Origin of the sequence: Cohnella sp. GCM10027633, from assembly GCF_042675445.1 — a bacterium.
Classification (GTDB): Bacteria; Bacillota; Bacilli; order Paenibacillales; family Paenibacillaceae; genus Cohnella.
Window position 1 is genome coordinate 702,904 of sequence record NZ_JBHTGV010000002.1, and the last position, 16,285, is coordinate 719,188.

Below are 16,285 nucleotides of genomic sequence, written 5' to 3' on the forward strand. Positions count from 1 at the left end.
GAGCTGGAGTGGTTTGAATAAGAGCGGCAAAATATTCGTCGCCGGACACGGAGGCATGGTCGGTTCGGCGATCGTGAACAGGCTTAGGAGGGAGGGGTTCGACAACTTGCTTCTCCGATCCCGAGCGGAGCTCGATCTCAGGGATTATCGTTCCGTCTTGGACTTATTCATGAACGAGGAGATCGAGTATGTCTTTCTGGCCGCCGCGAAGGTAGGAGGAATTATCGCTAACCGGGACGATCCGGTTCCCTTTATCCGGGATAACTTGCTTATCCAGTCGAATATTCTGGATGCGGCTCACCGGACCAGAGTGAAGAAACTGCTATTCTTGGGCAGCAGCTGCATTTATCCGAAGAACGCAAGTCAGCCGATTCGGGAGGAAAGCCTTCTGACGGGCGAACTGGAGCCGACGAACGAGCCTTATGCGATAGCTAAAATCGCCGGCATCAAAATGGCGCAGGCGTATAACCGTCAATACGCCACGAACTTCATTTCCGTCATGCCGACGAATTTGTACGGCCCCCGCGATAATTTCGATCTCGTGACGTCCCACGTGCTTCCGGCGTTGATTCGAAAAATGCATGAAGCGAAAGTAAACGGATGGCCTTCCGTCGAGATTTGGGGGACCGGCGAGCCCTATCGGGAGTTCATGCACGTGGACGATCTGGCGGACGCTTGCCTCTATCTAATGAACCATTACGACGGTCAGTCAATCGTTAATATCGGCATCGGGCAAGATCTATCCATTCGAGAACTGGCCGAACTGATCCGTTCCGTAGTCGGTTACGAAGGGGAACTGCAATTCAACGCCGACTATCCTGACGGCACTCCGCGCAAGCTGCTGGACGTCGGGAAGCTGAACGGGCTCGGGTGGCGCTCCAGCATTCCGCTTCGCGAAGGCATCGAGAACACCTATCAATGGTACGTCAGCCAACAGCCCCAATTGAATCACGCACAACTCTATTAGGAGGTTTCGTATGAAGAGAGCGCTCATTACGGGAATTACGGGACAAGACGGGTCCTATCTGGCGGAGTTCCTGCTGGAGAAGGGCTATCGCGTGTTCGGCTTGCGCAGGAGAGCCAGCACTTATAACTACGGCAATATCGAGAAGATATTGAACAAGATCGAGATTCTCGAAGGCGACTTGTCCGACCTTAGCTCGTTGATCCGGGCGGTGCAGATCTCGCAGCCGGACGAGGTATATAACCTGGCTGCCCAATCCTACGTCGGAACGTCTTGGCCGCAGCCGATCACGACCGGCGAGCTTACCGCGATCGGCGTAACGAATATGCTCGAAGCCGTGCGTATCGTGAAACCGCAAGCTCGGTTCTATCAAGCTTCCAGCAGCGAAATGTACGGTAAAGTGCTAGAGATCCCTCAGACGGAGAAAACGCCGCACTATCCGAGAAGCCCTTACGGAGTTTCCAAGGTATACGGTCATTGGATGACGGTGAACTACCGGGAGAGCTTCGATATGTTCGCGTGCTCGGGAATCTTGTTCAATCACGAATCCCCTCGCAGAGGATTGGAGTTCGTAACCAGGAAGGTAACCGACGGCGTCGCCAGAATCAAGCTCGGGCTGCAGAACGAGCTTCGAATGGGGAACTTGGATTCAAGGCGGGATTGGGGATTCGCGGGAGACTACGTCAAAGCGATGTGGCTGATGCTTCAACAGGACGAACCGGACGATTACGTCATCTCGACGGGGCAAACCTACTCCGTCCGCGAGCTTCTCGAAGTGGCTTTCTCCCACGTGGGCTTAAATTACGAAGAGTACGTCGTTATCGATCCGATGCTCGTGAGACCCGCGGAAGTGGATCTCCTCATCGGCGACTGCTCCAAAGCAAAAGCCAAGTTAGGCTGGGAGCTGAAGGTCGATTTCCGGGAATTGATTCATATGATGGTCGACTCCGATCTGGAACGAGTTCAGCTCGAAGAGCGGTTTAAGATGGTCGCATCGCATTAACGGGAACTTCGGTTGGACCTAGCGCAAGGGAAACGGCGGGAATGATATGCGAATAAGCAACATACTCCAATTTGTCAGAGAAAGAAGCGCGGTCAAAAAATTTCTTGAGAACAGCGGCTGGATCGTCGGACAGAACGTAATTACGTTGCTGCTCGGATTATTCGTCAGCGCGATTACGGCAAGGTACTTAGGTCCGAAGAGCTTCGGAGAATTCAGCTTTGCCTTCTCGATTTTGTCGTTGTTCTCCTTCTTCGCGACGCTCGGTATGGACACGATCGTCGTGAAGGATCTCATCGACAAACCGAAAGAAGAAGGAACCGTACTGTGGACCGGATTCGTGATGAGGATCGTTGGAGGCATAGCTCTTACCCTGTTGGGTAACGGGCTTATTTTCGTGGTCTCGCCGGCGGATATGGCCATCCGGCTGCTGGTGCTCATTCTATCGATCGGCATCGTGTTCAGGGCATTCGAGATTATCGAATGCTGGACGACCTCGCATCAGAAGTCGAGAATATCGGCGAAAATTCGAATCGTCGTCTACTGCGTAACTTCCGTTCTGAAGGTGACCGTCTTCGTTGCGTTCCATGCTTCCGTGTACGTGTATGCCATGTTGTTCATTCTTGATGCGCTAATGATCGGAGCGTTACTGTCGGTCGCGTTCTTCAAGTCGTCGACCAGAAGCCCGTTGCGGTTCAGTTATAGCTATGCCAAAAGGTTGATATCCCAATGCTGGTATATTGCCTTGACTGGGTTTCTTGGAAGCTTGTACTTACGAATAGACCAAGTCATGATCGGTTCGATGCTGTCCGACAAGGCTCAACTCGGCATTTATTCCGTAGCCGTTCGAATGGCCGAATTGTGGTTCTTCGTTCCGATGGCGATCATAACGTCGCTTCAACCGATCATTATGCGATACAAGAGCGCGAACGACGAGGCAAACTATAGGCGGACGCTGGAGGCGTTATATGCTCTCGTTACTTGGATCGGCATAATCGCTTGTACGTTCATTACGTTGTGTTCGTCCTTCATCATTCATTTTTTGTACGGTCCGACGTACTCGGATGCGGCTGGCGTTCTATCGATCAGCGTATGGGCGGGAACTTTCACGACGCTCGGCGCCGCAAGGATGATCTGGCTGGTCTCGGAGAACCTGCAGAAGTATACCGTGCTTTATGCTGTGGCGGGAGCGCTGGTTAACGTGCTATTGAATATGGCGCTGATTCCGGTCATGGGCATATACGGCGCGGCAACGGCTTCTCTTGTCACCCAGTTCTTCTGTCATATCGTATTTCTTAGCTTCTTCAAACAAACAAGGATCTCGACGGGAATGATTCTTAGAGCGTTTGCTTTATCGATCGTGTTCGATTGGCTACGAAGAAACAAAGGCCGGAAAATTCCGGTAACCGAATAGGAATCTCGGAAGGAAGGACTCCGGCCATGAACGTGCTCTACTTGAATAACTATATGCTAGCCGACGCGATCGAAAGGAGAGGCAACGAAAGCACCTTCTCCCAGGCGGCGAATAACAAAATCGATCAGGTCAAAGCCGCCATCGAGACGAACGGCCATCGCGTGAGAATGCTTTCCAGCGGCTTAACGAACAACCGGTCGTTCAGGTGGCATCGAGGATTCCGCAGCGAGTTGAATCAGGATTTGCACTATGCCGGGATCTTCGATTTACCGTTGCTGAATATCATAACGTCGATCGCGAGCATGTGTTATCGCGTATTCAAGCTGCATCGGGCAAGCAAAATCGATTACCTGATCTTCTGGAACTATAAGCCGGAAGTCGCGGTCGTCGCTTATTTGTGCAAGCTGCTGCTCGGAATCAAGATCATCCTAGATTACGAGGACGGTTATTTCGCGATGCCGGGGATGAAAGGGAAGCGGAAGGTGATCAATAAGATCGAATCTTTCGTGAAGAACAAAATCGATGGAGCCATACTTGTTTCTCCCGATCTCGTTCCGAGAGTCGAACCTAAGCCGTTCTACGTATTCCGAGGCCTCGCGAATCCGGCCATGCTAGATCATAGTCTAGCAGCGAAGCGGGATAAGGCGAAAGGGGACGATATCGTCCTCATGTATTCCGGAGGGTTAGACCATGAACGGGGAATCGACGTTCTCGTGGAGGCGTTGAAGTATACCCGCGAGTCCTTCTCGCTGGTCATTACCGGACGAGGCCCGCTGGCGAAGATACTAAACGCGGATGCAGATCCCCGCATTCGCTATTTGGGTTATCTGGATTACGAAAGCGCGAAGAGGCATATGCGCGAGGCGGATATTCTGATCAATACGCAACGCGAGACGATCGACTTCGCATTCGCGTCGTTTCCGTCCAAAATTTTCGATTACTTGGCGACCGATCGGCTTATCGTATCCTCGAACGTAGGCAATATGAGAGCGTTCAGCGAGGGGGCCTTCTACATCTACGAGAAGGACGATCCCAAACAATTGGCCGCAGCGATAGACAAGGCTATTGGCGAGGTCGCCGATGGGCGCAGCGAACACAAATTGGCGTTGACGCGATCGCTTAGAGACAAGCTGACGCCGGCGCTAGTCGGGAAAGGGCTCATCGCTGCCCTGATGAAGGATAGTACTAACGCTACTTGAGAAGGAGATTGAGGATGGACAAGCTCATTCGAAGATTGATCCTGCTGTTCATCGTCTTCTCGGCGATTCCGTTTCTGCCGGAGGCGCTTACGGATATCGCTCTCGGGTCGGCTTCCTATGCGAAATTCACGAATGAATCGCTGCTTCCGATCGATTTGCAATACGCGAAAGACTTCCTGTTAGGACTGCTGTTATTGGTCATTATTCTAAGGGATTTCTTGCGCAGATCGTTGAGAACGACGATCGCGCTCGGATATACGATGTTATTGATCGCCGTGTACGGCACGTACGTGTTGACTTCCGACGATAACACCTTCCGAATATCTATGGTATTGGCGGGGGCAAGACCTCTATTCCTGCTTATGCTCTGTTTCAAGCTGAAGGAATTTTTATCCGATCGCCATTTTATAAGCGCCCTGTTAAGGACGCTGAAAGCGATCATCGCGCTTGAATGGGCGGTCATCTCCGCGCAATATTTCATTTTCATTCATTTGTACGGAGCGACGAATCCTTTCTCCTTACGACTAATCGGAACATTCGGCAGCTTCTCCATAGCGGGATACTTCGCTGTCGGTTGCGCCTGCATCTTATATATGCTTCAGAACCGAGCCTTCTTGGCTCGAGCCCAGACGCGATTCGTAAGCGGCTGGATGGTCGCTTGCTTCATGATCGCGTCTCTTTCGGGAACCCGTACGGCAATCTTCGGATGTTTGCTTGTGTTATTGGCGTCTTGGGCAAGAAGCTTGCTTAGCCGAGGCGATCGAAGAAGAAACCGAATGCTTCTGACGGGAATGTTGTTCCTCTCCGCCGCGGGCATGTATTACTTATTGCAACTCGTCAGCCTGGCAGCGAACCGCGGAAGCGTCATCGAGTCGCAATGGGATGCGGGCAGAGTAAGCATTATCGCGAACCATTTCGCGAACAGCTCTCTGTTCCAGATTCTGTTCGGCAAAGGAATCGGCTACGGTACGAACATGAGCGTCATGCTGGAGTCTCAGTACGGAATGGACTTAGGTACGGAAATCGTGGATGGGACGTTGAACTCCATCATCATGCAGTACGGGGTCGTAATGATGACCTTCGCGGTTCTATGGACCGCCCTGTGGGCTTCGAACACGTTGAGAACCTCGAAAGCGGAGAAGGGCGATGCCCTCGTTATCGCCTCGATAGGTTTATTGATGTGCATGGCCACGAACATATTCGAGCAATATTCATTCCTGGTCCTATTCAGCGTTTCGTGTTATTTGATCGGAATGCCATTCGTCCGCAAAGAGGAGGATACGCGTGAAAATTCTTCATATTATCGCAAACATGGCGCCGAGATACGGCGGGCCGGCGAAGGCGGTTACGGAAATGGCCGAGGCGCTCGGCAAACGCGGGCATGAAGTCGCGATCTTTACGACCAACCAAGACGGAGACGGCGAGCTCGACGTTCCCTTGGGCGTCCCGGTTAAATCCGGTAACATGACGATCTTCTATTTCTCCATTCGCCGACCAAGATTCTGGGGGTATTCGTCTGAGCTCCGGCGCGCCTTGCGCAAAGAAGCGAGCAAATACGATCTCGTGCACGTTCATGCGTTGTATATGTTCCAGAATTGGATTACCGGCTATTATTGCAGGAAATTCGATATCCCTTACGTGATCTCTCCTCATGGTTCGCTTGATCCGTTCATCTTCAATCGTCACCGAGCTCGCAAAAGCATTATTGAGCGATTATTCGAGAAGAGGAATTTCTCCCGCGCGGCGGGCGTGCACTACGTAACGGACGAGGAACGCGAGTGCGCTTGCCGGATAGAAGAGACCTCGTCGGAGAAGGGCTTCGTCGTACCGATCGGGCTGCACTTGGAAACATACGAGAATTTGCCTCCGAAGGGACGGTTCCGAGAACGATATCCGGGATTGGCGGACGCCCCCATCGTGTTGTTCTTCGGCAGGGTGAACTACAAGAAGGGCTTGGACCTGCTGGTTCAGGCGTTCAAGCAAGTCGTGCTCAAGCATCCGGGGGCCGTTCTTGTCATTGCGGGGCCGGACAACGAAGGCTATGGGGACAAAGTCATCGAATGGGTCGCGGAAGCGGGATTGAGCGATAAGGTGATATTCACCGGAATGCTTCAAGGCGACGATAAGTTGGCCGTCCTTGCCGATTCGGACGTGTTCGTTCTTCCTTCGTATTCCGAGAACTTCGGAATCGCGGTCGTCGAAGCGATGGCTTGCGGACTTCCCGTCATCATCTCCGACAAGGTGAACTTGTGGCGCGAGGTAGAACGTCATGCGGCGGGCATGATTACGACATGCGACGTCGATTCCGTAGCGGAGTGCATTAACGAGACGTTGGGTAACCCGCGCCTTCGCAACGAACTCGCGAATAACGGCAAGGCGTTGGTTCGGAACCGATACCGCTGGGAGCAAGTGGCAGCTTCGATGGAAAGGGAGTACATGAAGCTCGTTCGGAAAGGCAATAACAGCGTAACCCATTCGATCGATCTCAGAGGGGATGCCCGTGTCTAACAATCGCGTTCTATTGTACAGCATCAACTATGCTCCAGAGCTTTCGGGCATCGGCAAGTACAACGCCGAGATGGCGGAATGGCTGGCGGAGCAAGGCTTCGAAGTGAAAGTCGTGACGGGGTATCCGTATTACCCGGAGTGGAAGCTAGGACACGGATACGGGGGGAAGTGGTACTCGAAGGAGAAGCTTAACGGCGTCAAGGTGTGGAGGTGCCCGATATGGGTGCCTAAACAGGTGACGGGGTTAAAAAGACTGTTCCATCTGGCATCCTTCGCCGCGACGAGTCTCCCGATCTTGTTCGCTCAAATGTTTCGAAAGCCCGGGTTGATGATCGTGATCGAGCCTCCGCTCGCCGTATCCCCGGCCGCTTTAATGGCAAGCAAGCTATTTTCCGTTCGAAGCTGGCTTCACGTACAAGATCTAGAGGTGGATGCGGCGTTCGAATTAGGCATTCTTCCTCGCAATAAGCTGCTAAGGCGTATCGTCCTTGCATTCGAGAAAGGCTTGATGAAGGGATACGACGTCGTCTCTACGATATCTGGGACGATGCTGGATCGCATTCACGGCAAAGGAATACCTAAGAACAAGATCAAGATGCTGCCCAATTGGGTGGATACTTCGGCCGTCTTTCCAATAGGATCGTACGTCGGCGGATACAGAGAAGAGCTCGGCATCGAGAAGGACGACTTCGTCGTGCTGTACTCGGGGAATATGGGAGAGAAGCAAGGATTGGCCGTCTTAGTAGAGGCAGCCGCGATGTTAACGGACGATGCAAAGCTTAAATTCATCGTCTGCGGTGATGGAACCGACCGTAAAAACCTAGTAGATCAATCGCAAAAGAGAGGCGTATACGGGAAAAACGTATTCTTTCTGCCCCTTCAGCCGACCGAAAGGTTCAATGAGCTCATGAATACCGCCGACGCGCATGCGCTGATTCAGAAGAAGGGGGCATCCGATCTCGTCATGCCTTCGAAGCTGACGGGAATGTTCGCGAGCGGCAGGCCGGTCGTCGCCACATGCGAAGAAGACACGATGATCAGCAGGGTCGTCAACGCGTCCGGCACCGGCGTCGTCGTGTCCCCCGAGAACGCGGAGTTATTGGCCAAGGCGTTGCTGGCGCTTTCGAGGGATCCTGCCGCTTGCTCTTCCTACGGGAACAACGCGCGATCTTATGCGGTCAGCCATCTGAGCAAGCAATCCATCATGGAAAGATGGTTTCACGATTTAGAGATCCTAACGACTGAAGATAAGAAGGAGTGGAAGGGCAGTGTCCGGATGCATGAGAGATAAAATACCGGTATCGGTCATTATCATGAGCAGGAACGAAGAGAAAAATATCCGCAAGTGCGTAAGCTCGGTGCTTGAATTCGACGAGATATTCGTCGTCGACTCCAATAGTACCGACCGGACGATACCGATTGCGGAAAGCCTAGGCGCTAAAGTCGTTAATTTCACATGGAACGGCAAGTACCCGAAGAAAAAGCAATGGTGCCTTGAGAACGTGCCGTTCTCGAACGATTGGGTACTGTACGTAGACTCCGATGAGGTCGTCACGCCGAAACTCGCTCAAGAGATCAGAGAGAAGATTAGCGGTAACGAAGACATCGCAGGGTACTTCGTCGGTTATGATTACGTGTTCATGAATAAGACGCTTAAGCATGGCCATCAAGTGTTCAAGCTTGTGTTGTTTAACCGCCGGGCAGGAGAGTTCATCGAGTACGACGATCTGTCGGCGCAGAACATGGGAGAGGTCGAAGGTCATTACCAGCCGCAAATTCAAGGAAGCACGAGCATCCTGAAGAACAAGATGATCCATTACGATCACGATTCGATCTACGATTACTTCTATCGTCATAACAGATATTCGGACTGGGAAGCGATTATCCGAATGAAAGGCGCTCAGCCCCGGGAGTCTCAACCGCTGTTCCGAAGATGGCAGAAGAAAGCGTTTAACGCCCTGCCGCTGAAATGGTTATTCGCCTTTATTCATTCTTACTTCTTGAAGCTAGGGTTTATGGACGGCAAAGCGGGATTTCATTTCGCGATAGCCAGGTCCATGTATTACTGGCAAGTCGAAGTGAAGATGATCGAGCTTCGCGGTCAGTTATCCGCCGCGCCGACGACGGACGTCTGACGATATGGCCAACCGCATCCGATTAGACGAATACGACCAGAACGGCTTCTCAAGAGGCCGGAACGGTTTGTTCGTGTTGTTATGGTGGTTCGTCCAAGGCACTCTCTTCCGATTCTCTTTACACCCGATGTACGGTTGGCGCCGTTTCGTGCTCCGGTTGTTCGGCGCGAATATCGGACGCAAGGTACTGATCAGGCCTTCGGCTAAATTCACGTATCCCTGGAAGGTGAAGATCGGAGACTATTCTTGGATCGGGGATAACGTGGAATTCTACAGCTTGGACACCATTATCGTCGGAGCGCATTGCGTCGTATCCCAGAAAACATATCTATGTACCGGCAGCCATAATATCCGGGATCCCCGGTTCGGGTTGATTACGTCGCCGATTCGTATCGAAGACGGAGCATGGGTGGCGAGCGACGTGTTCGTTCACCCGGGGGTAACGATCGGTGAAATGGCCGTCGTTGCCGCGAGAAGCACCGTGTTGAAAAACGTTGCCGCTAACGAAGTCCATGCGGGAACGCCGGCGAAGCTTATCGGGCAAAGGATGGAAGCGCAAGAAAGGGCGAGAGGGGAAGTTCAGTTTGTCGACAAAATCCGGTTTGAACGCATTAGCGGGGAGTAGAGCCCAAGCGGCATCGAAGACGACCGCGGCCATATCGACGGGCTACGTTCTGAGATCAAGAGCGGTATTCTCCGGATTATTCGCAGCCTTCTCCGCGATCTCTTCCTACCATTCCGATTCGGCCGTGCGAAATGCTTTCTGCATCATCGGAGCATTGCTCGTCTTCGCATTCGTCTTTCATATGACCGCTCGCTACCGGTTGATCGACGAGTTGAACGGGTTTACGGAATACCGATACAAGAGAACGGTATACGGGGCAACGCTTTTGTCGCTGTGCGCTTTCTGGTATTCCTACACGCCAAGCATGAACTTGCTGATCTCCGGGGAAGAGAGTCCCGTACTCAAAGCGGCATTGTCAACGATCGTTACGTTGGTCATGGCGCTCTGCTTCTTCATTCTTTGGTATTTTCTATTACGACGTTGCCTAGAACAGGTTCTGATCTTCCTGCGAAGTTTATCGCTGTATGAAAAGTTTCTACTATACGGGTACCCGACGGTCATGGCAATCGCGAGTTTCCTGACGTTAATGAAGACAAGCGCCTTCATCTACTCCGTTAACGACGGCGAGCCGGTGTGGGACGTCATCTTCAATTCGGATACTTCCCTTATGCTGATCCACGGAGAGAACGTATTTACATCCTCCAATGCGTATCAGAACGACTTTCGTTCCTTGCTGTTCGGAGTGTACGCGACTCCGTTCTCCATGATCGTCGCTCCGGTCACCTTCATCGCGGACAACATTCTAACGGGCTTACATTTACCGTTAGACAGACCGCTGATATTCGGTTATTTCATGACGATCGGCCAGGCTGCTCTCTTCGGACTGGGCGCGCTGCTCATCTATCGATTGTTGGCTAGAGAGATGAACAAGATTCACGCGGCAATGTTCGGCGTGCTGTACTTGGCTTCGTATCCGACGCTGCTATTCACGATGACGATCGAGCAATACGCGTTCTCCCTCGCGACGTTGCTCTTGTTCGTATACGCGTACGTTAATCGAGCTAACCCCGACTATGCGTTCGTCGTGGCGGGGACAACGCTGACTTCTTCGTTCGCAATGTTGCCTCTCGCGCTCTATCGCAATAAAAGAAGCTTCAAAGCTTACTGGATCGCGGCAGTCAAGCTCGTGCTCGGAGCGTGCTTCGCAATCGCTTTGTTCGGACAGCTTTACGAGTTTCCCAAAGCGTTTAAGCTGCTGCCAGAATATTTGCAAGGGTATGCGATGGGAGAAGGGTTGTCGACGGCCGATAAGCTCGCTCAATATTTCGATAATTTGTCCTCCTTATTCGTTGCCCCGAATGTGTCCTTCGTCAATGGCGGCGTTCAAGTGGGCGAATATGAGCCGACTTATCGGATGATCAGCTTGGTCATCGCAATACTTGCCGTAACGGCAATCGTTGTCGTAAGAAGAACGAGGCTGGTCGCCGTATCGGCCTATTGGATGATTGTCTCGATTATCTTGTTCGGCATCGTCGGCTGGGGAACCGCGGAGGAAGGGCTGCTATTGTATACGTCCTATTTCTCTTGGTGCTATCTCATTCTTATCGCATTGCTGTTCGCAAGACTATTCAAGAAATTTCCGATCGCGGGAAGTATCGTCCTGACCGTCGCGGTCACGGCTCTGCTTCTATATAACGCGACGCAAATCATAGATTATACGCATCATTTGGATCGATTCAGATGAGGGCAACTGCGGGAACTCCAATGAGAAAGAAGGATCGCGAATGAAAATCGTACTGTTATCCGGAGGCTCCGGCAAGCGGTTATGGCCGCTGTCGAACGACTCTCGTTCCAAGCAATTCCTGAAGCTGTTGGAAAACTCCGAAGGCAATCTCGAATCGATGGTGCAGCGAATATGGAGGCAAATCCGGGCGGTAGGATTGGAAGAGTCGGCATACGTCGCGACTGGGGAAAGCCAGCTCGATATCATTTATTCCCAGCTGGGGATGGACGTTCCCGTTATCGTCGAGCCCTGCAGAAGGGATACGTTCGCGGCGATCGCGCTGACGGCAACTTATCTGTACTCCGTCGTAGGCGTCGGATTGGAGGAAGTCGTGGCAGTAATGCCGGTAGACCCTTTCGTTGACGACCGGTTCTTCCGGACGATTAAGTCTCTTGAGGATCACGTGCGGCAATCGGGGGCGGACTTGGCGCTAATCGGCGTCAAGCCGACGTACCCGTCGGAGAAGTACGGATATATCGTTCCCGTAGAAAGGGAAGAGTCCGCTCAAGCAAATACGGAGTCTTACCGGAAAGTCGGAAGATTCGCAGAGAAGCCCCGCGAAGACGAGGCGCAGCGATTGATCGATCGAGGCGCATTGTGGAATTGCGGGGTTTTCGCGTTCAAGCTGGATTATTTGATCCAACTCCTTATTCAGATGGGACTGCCGATCCATTACGAGGAAGCGGTCAAGCAATATACGCGCATCCGAAAAATCAGCTTCGATTATGAGGTCGTCGAGAAGGCGGCGAATGTAGTCGTTACTTCGTATGATGGCGGATGGAAGGATCTGGGCACATGGAATACTCTCTCCGAGGAGGTCGGAGCGAGCGTGATCGGCAAGGGACTGCTGAGCGAGGACACGGAGAATAGCCATATCATCAACGAGCTGGACATCCCGATCGTCGGAGTCGGCCTGCGGGATCTCGTAATCGCGGCAAGCCCCGACGGGATTCTCGTATCGGACAAGGCTTCCAGTCCTCGCCTGAAGGAGATGTTAGGTCAGTTCGATCAACGTCCGATGTACGAGGAACGCAGATGGGGCTGGTACAAAGTATTGGATTACGGCAAGTTCGAGAGCGACCGTCAGATGCTGATCAAGAGAATCTTCCTGCATAGTGGCAAAAACTCCAGCTATCACTTCCACCGCAAGAGAAGCGAGGTATGGACGGTGCTGTCGGGCGAGGGCGAGCTGTTGCTCGATGATAAACCGATCCGATTGAGAGCGGGCGACGTGATTACGATCCCGGCGTTCGCGCGGCACGGCATCAGGGCGACCACGGATCTGGAACTGCTGGAAGTCCAGTACGGGCAGGAGCTGACGGAAGAGGATATCATTCGGTTGTTCACGGAATGGAACGAGTACGCGGGCAGCTTGACTAAATAGAGCGATAATGGATCGGGACTGGAGAGATCGGAATGGATAAAGTCGTGCTCGTTACGGGCGGAATGGGGTTTATCGGGTCTTACGTAGCGGCGGAATACGCGGAACGAGGATGGAAGGTCGTGCTGCTCGGACACGTCGGCCAATCCTATCCTAAGCCTGCAAGCGCTCGGTTGACCGTGATCCCTTGCGACGTCACGCTGGACAATCTGATCGCCTACGCGGGTCAACCGGATGTCATCGTGCATTGCGCGGGCAGCGGCTCCGTGAACGATTCTCTTCGGGAGCCGTTGCTCGATTTCGAGAAATCGGTCCGTACGACAACGCATGTTCTGGAATACTGCAGACTGCATTCTCCCGGAACCCGAATCGTGTTTCCTTCCAGCGCGGCCGTGTACGGCAACGCGTCGGGAACGTGCATGCCGGAGGAGACGCCGCTGCAACCGGTGTCCCCCTATGGCGTGCACAAATTATTGGCCGAGCAATTGTGCAAGTCTTATGCCAATTATTTCGGACTTCGGATCGCGATCGTCAGAATGTTCTCCGTGATCGGCCGGGGGCTGAAGAAACAATTGCTATGGGATGCATGCGTCAAAGTGAAGAACCGCGATTACTTATTCTACGGAACAGGGGACGAAGTGCGGGATTGGATCCATGCGACGGATGCGGCCGCATTGTTGTACGTTGCAGCCGGCAAGGCATCCGAAGCTTGTCCCGTCGTGAACGCCGGCTCGGGCAAGGGCGTCAAGGTGAGGGACGTGCTTCTCTTCTTGTTCGCCCAAATGGGTTGCGTCGCTCGGCCGCAATTCTCTAACGGCGCGCGCAAAGGGGACCCGAATCATTACGTCGCGGATATCTCGCGCGCGACGGGATGGGGATGGGCTCCGAAAATGGATGTCGTAGACTGCATAGAGGATTACATCGAGTGGATTGAGAGGGATGTAAATGGCACGGGTCGGATTTATCATCACGCATCGCAATAAGAACGAATGGATCGGCGGCTATAATTATATCCGAAATTTGCTCCAGGCCGTCCGCGATACGGTCAACGTGAAAGACGCGATCACGCCGGTGATCATAACGGGATACAGTCACGATGTAACCGATCTGACGAATGAATTCAAGGGGATAGAGGTCATTCGCACGAAATTGTTGGACGGCCGGTCTCCGACCTGGTTCGTCAGCCGAACGATGCGGAAGCTGTGGAAGAGGGATTTGCTTCTGGACGGCTTGCTCAAGAGAAAGAGAATCGACTTGATCTCCCATATTAGCATCGGTTTACGGTTGAGGGTTCCCTCCGTAGGATGGATACCGGATTTTCAGCACGTCTATTTGCCGCAGTTTTTCGATCGGGCGGAAATCGACAGCCGCAATCGAATTTATCGGGACATGTGCCGTTACTGCTCTTCCATCATCGTTAGCAGCCACGCCGCCGCCAAAGACTTGGAGGTATTCGCTCCGGACGAAGGATACAAATCGAAGGTGCTGCATTTCGTCGCAGAGCCGATCAAGAGCTCGACGGCGAACGCGGACACGGCCCCTCCCAGGGTGAAATACGATTTGCCCGAACGTTACTATCACCTTCCGAATCAATACTGGAAGCACAAGAATCATGAAACGGTCATTCAGGCTTTAAGGATATTGCGCGCATCCGGCAGGGAAATCAGCGTCGTATCGACCGGCAGCACTTCCGACTATCGGCATCCCGGACATTTCGGCCAAATCACGTCCTTGCTCCGACGTTACGGGCTTGAAGATCGATTCAAGATTCTGGGCGTTATCTCGTACGAAGAAATGACGGCCGTAATGAGAAATTCCGTCGCGGTCATCAATCCTTCCCTGTTCGAGGGCTGGAGCACGACCGTAGAGGAAGCCAAAGCCATCGGCAAACGCGCGGTTCTGTCGGATATTCTCGTTCATCGAGAGCAGAATCCTCGCCACTCTCATTTCTTCGACCCGATGAATCCCGCGGAGCTTGCCGAAATTTTATGGTCGTTGTGGCTTGAGGAAGAGCATGCAGGCACACCGTTCGCTGAAGATCCGGAACGTCTGCGTACCGATTTGGCGGAGAGAAAGCGAACCTTCGGCCATCAATATAGAACAATCGTGGAAGAGGCCTTACATTCGTAACGGCTCGAGAGAGCCTTTGGGGGAATATTTACGATGATACCGTTTAATAGAGCAGCGATAACGGGCGGCGAATGGACTTACGTCCAGCAGGCGATGTCCAACCGGAAGTTGTCCGGAGACGGGCCGTTCTCCAAGCGTTGCGCCTTATGGTTCGAACAGCGATTCCGCGCGAGGAAGGCGCTGTTAACAACCTCGTGCACTCACGCGCTCGAGATAGCCGCGCTGCTTGCGGATGTAAAGCCGGGGGACGAAGTCATCATGCCCTCGTATACTTTCGTATCGACGGCTAACGCTTTCGTCCTTCGGGGCGCGACGATCGTCTTCGTCGACGTTCGGCCGGATACGATGAACATCGACGAACGGCTGATCGAGAGAGCCATCACTCCTCGGACGAAGGCGATCGTACCCGTTCATTACGCGGGCGTCGCATGCGAGATGGACGTTATTATGGAGCTTGCGGCGAAATACGGATTGCTGGTCATCGAAGACGCGGCGCAAGGCGTTATGAGCACTTACAAAGGGAAAGCGTTGGGAACGATCGGCCATATCGGCTGTTACAGCTTCCACGAGACGAAAAATTATAGCTGCGGAGAAGGGGGAGCGATCCTCCTTAACGACGAACGTTACTTCGCCCGCGCGGAAATCCTGAGGGAAAAAGGAACGAACCGTTCTAGGTACTTCCGCGGTCAAGTCGACAAATATACGTGGGTGGACGTCGGCTCATCGTATCTTCCGAGCGAGCTGAACGCAGCCTTTCTGTACGCGCAGCTAGAGAACGCGGACGCCATTAACGAGAATAGGCTGGCTAGTTGGAACCGATATTACGAGCGATTGAAACCCATGGAGAACCAAGGGTATATTCAGCTGCCTATCGTACCGGCGGAATGCGAGCATAATTCGCATTTGTTTTTCCTGAGAACGGGCAGTTTGGACGAACGAACGGCTCTGATCGAGGAGCTAAGCCGCAAGGGCGTCGCCGCCTCGTTTCATTTCGTTCCTCTTCATGAAACCGATGCGGGGAAGAAGTACGGAAGGTTCTCGGGCACGGATCTTCACACGACGGCCAATAGCGAAAGGCTGCTACGCTTGCCTCTCTATTATGAATTGACTGACGAAGAAATCGATCAAGTCGTCGATGCCGTTTGCTCTTTCTATGAGAAATACAGCCCCGAAGCCTTTGAAAGCAGGGCGAGCAGCGCCGTATAG

Annotated in this window: 14 protein-coding genes; all 14 read left to right on the forward strand. The window is 52.9% G+C overall.

What is annotated here, in order from left to right:
* Window positions 1–13: 13 nt before the first annotated feature.
* The 14 genes from ACFQZG_RS07395 to rffA are packed head-to-tail and all read left to right on the forward strand — an operon-like array spanning window position 14 to window position 16,285.
* Window positions 14–967 (forward strand): GDP-L-fucose synthase family protein, encoded by a 954-nt coding sequence (locus tag ACFQZG_RS07395; protein ID WP_378150953.1) that lies wholly within the window; start codon window positions 14–16, stop codon window positions 965–967.
* 10 nt (window positions 968–977) lie between these two features.
* A complete protein-coding gene (gene gmd / locus ACFQZG_RS07400) occupies window positions 978–1,967 on the forward strand; it encodes a GDP-mannose 4,6-dehydratase (protein ID WP_378150955.1) in 990 nt (329 codons plus the stop codon).
* A gap of 46 nt (window positions 1,968–2,013) precedes the next feature.
* Window positions 2,014–3,378: a flippase gene (locus ACFQZG_RS07405; protein WP_378150957.1), complete on the forward strand. Its 1,365-nt coding sequence runs from the start codon at window positions 2,014–2,016 to the stop codon at window positions 3,376–3,378.
* Window positions 3,379–3,404: 26 nt separating this feature from the next.
* Window positions 3,405–4,577: a glycosyltransferase gene (locus ACFQZG_RS07410; RefSeq protein ID WP_378150958.1), complete on the forward strand. Its 1,173-nt coding sequence runs from the start codon at window positions 3,405–3,407 to the stop codon at window positions 4,575–4,577.
* A 14-nt stretch (window positions 4,578–4,591) separates the two neighbouring features.
* Complete coding sequence (locus ACFQZG_RS07415) at window positions 4,592–5,962, forward strand: hypothetical protein (protein WP_378150960.1); 1,371 nt, start codon at window positions 4,592–4,594, stop codon at window positions 5,960–5,962.
* Window positions 5,862–7,085 carry a glycosyltransferase gene (locus ACFQZG_RS07420; protein ID WP_378150962.1) on the forward strand — a complete coding sequence of 408 codons (1,224 nt, stop codon included), beginning with the start codon at window positions 5,862–5,864 and terminating at the stop codon, window positions 7,083–7,085. Before ACFQZG_RS07415 ends, ACFQZG_RS07420 begins: the two co-directional genes overlap by 101 nt.
* Window positions 7,078–8,376: a WcaI family glycosyltransferase gene (locus tag ACFQZG_RS07425; RefSeq protein ID WP_378150964.1), complete on the forward strand. Its 1,299-nt coding sequence runs from the start codon at window positions 7,078–7,080 to the stop codon at window positions 8,374–8,376. Before ACFQZG_RS07420 ends, ACFQZG_RS07425 begins: the two co-directional genes overlap by 8 nt.
* A complete protein-coding gene (locus ACFQZG_RS07430) occupies window positions 8,354–9,220 on the forward strand; it encodes a glycosyltransferase family 2 protein (protein ID WP_378150966.1) in 867 nt (288 codons plus the stop codon). Before ACFQZG_RS07425 ends, ACFQZG_RS07430 begins: the two co-directional genes overlap by 23 nt.
* A gap of 4 nt (window positions 9,221–9,224) precedes the next feature.
* Complete coding sequence (locus ACFQZG_RS07435) at window positions 9,225–9,845, forward strand: putative colanic acid biosynthesis acetyltransferase (RefSeq protein WP_378150968.1); 621 nt, start codon at window positions 9,225–9,227, stop codon at window positions 9,843–9,845.
* Window positions 9,805–11,529 (forward strand): hypothetical protein, encoded by a 1,725-nt coding sequence (locus ACFQZG_RS07440; protein ID WP_378150970.1) that lies wholly within the window; start codon window positions 9,805–9,807, stop codon window positions 11,527–11,529. The genes ACFQZG_RS07435 and ACFQZG_RS07440 overlap by 41 nt, the downstream gene beginning before the upstream one ends.
* 40 nt (window positions 11,530–11,569) lie before the next feature.
* Entirely contained in the window at window positions 11,570–12,952 is a 1,383-nt protein-coding gene (locus tag ACFQZG_RS07445) for a sugar phosphate nucleotidyltransferase (protein ID WP_378150972.1), read from the forward strand.
* A 32-nt stretch (window positions 12,953–12,984) separates the two neighbouring features.
* A complete protein-coding gene (locus tag ACFQZG_RS07450; RefSeq protein WP_378150974.1) occupies window positions 12,985–13,932 on the forward strand; it encodes an NAD-dependent epimerase/dehydratase family protein in 948 nt (315 codons plus the stop codon).
* Complete coding sequence (locus tag ACFQZG_RS07455) at window positions 13,895–15,079, forward strand: glycosyltransferase family 4 protein (protein ID WP_378150976.1); 1,185 nt, start codon at window positions 13,895–13,897, stop codon at window positions 15,077–15,079. Before ACFQZG_RS07450 ends, ACFQZG_RS07455 begins: the two co-directional genes overlap by 38 nt.
* 33 nt (window positions 15,080–15,112) lie before the next feature.
* On the forward strand, window positions 15,113–16,285 hold the full coding sequence (rffA, locus tag ACFQZG_RS07460) for a dTDP-4-amino-4,6-dideoxygalactose transaminase (RefSeq protein WP_378150978.1): 1,173 nt from the start codon (window positions 15,113–15,115) through the stop codon (window positions 16,283–16,285).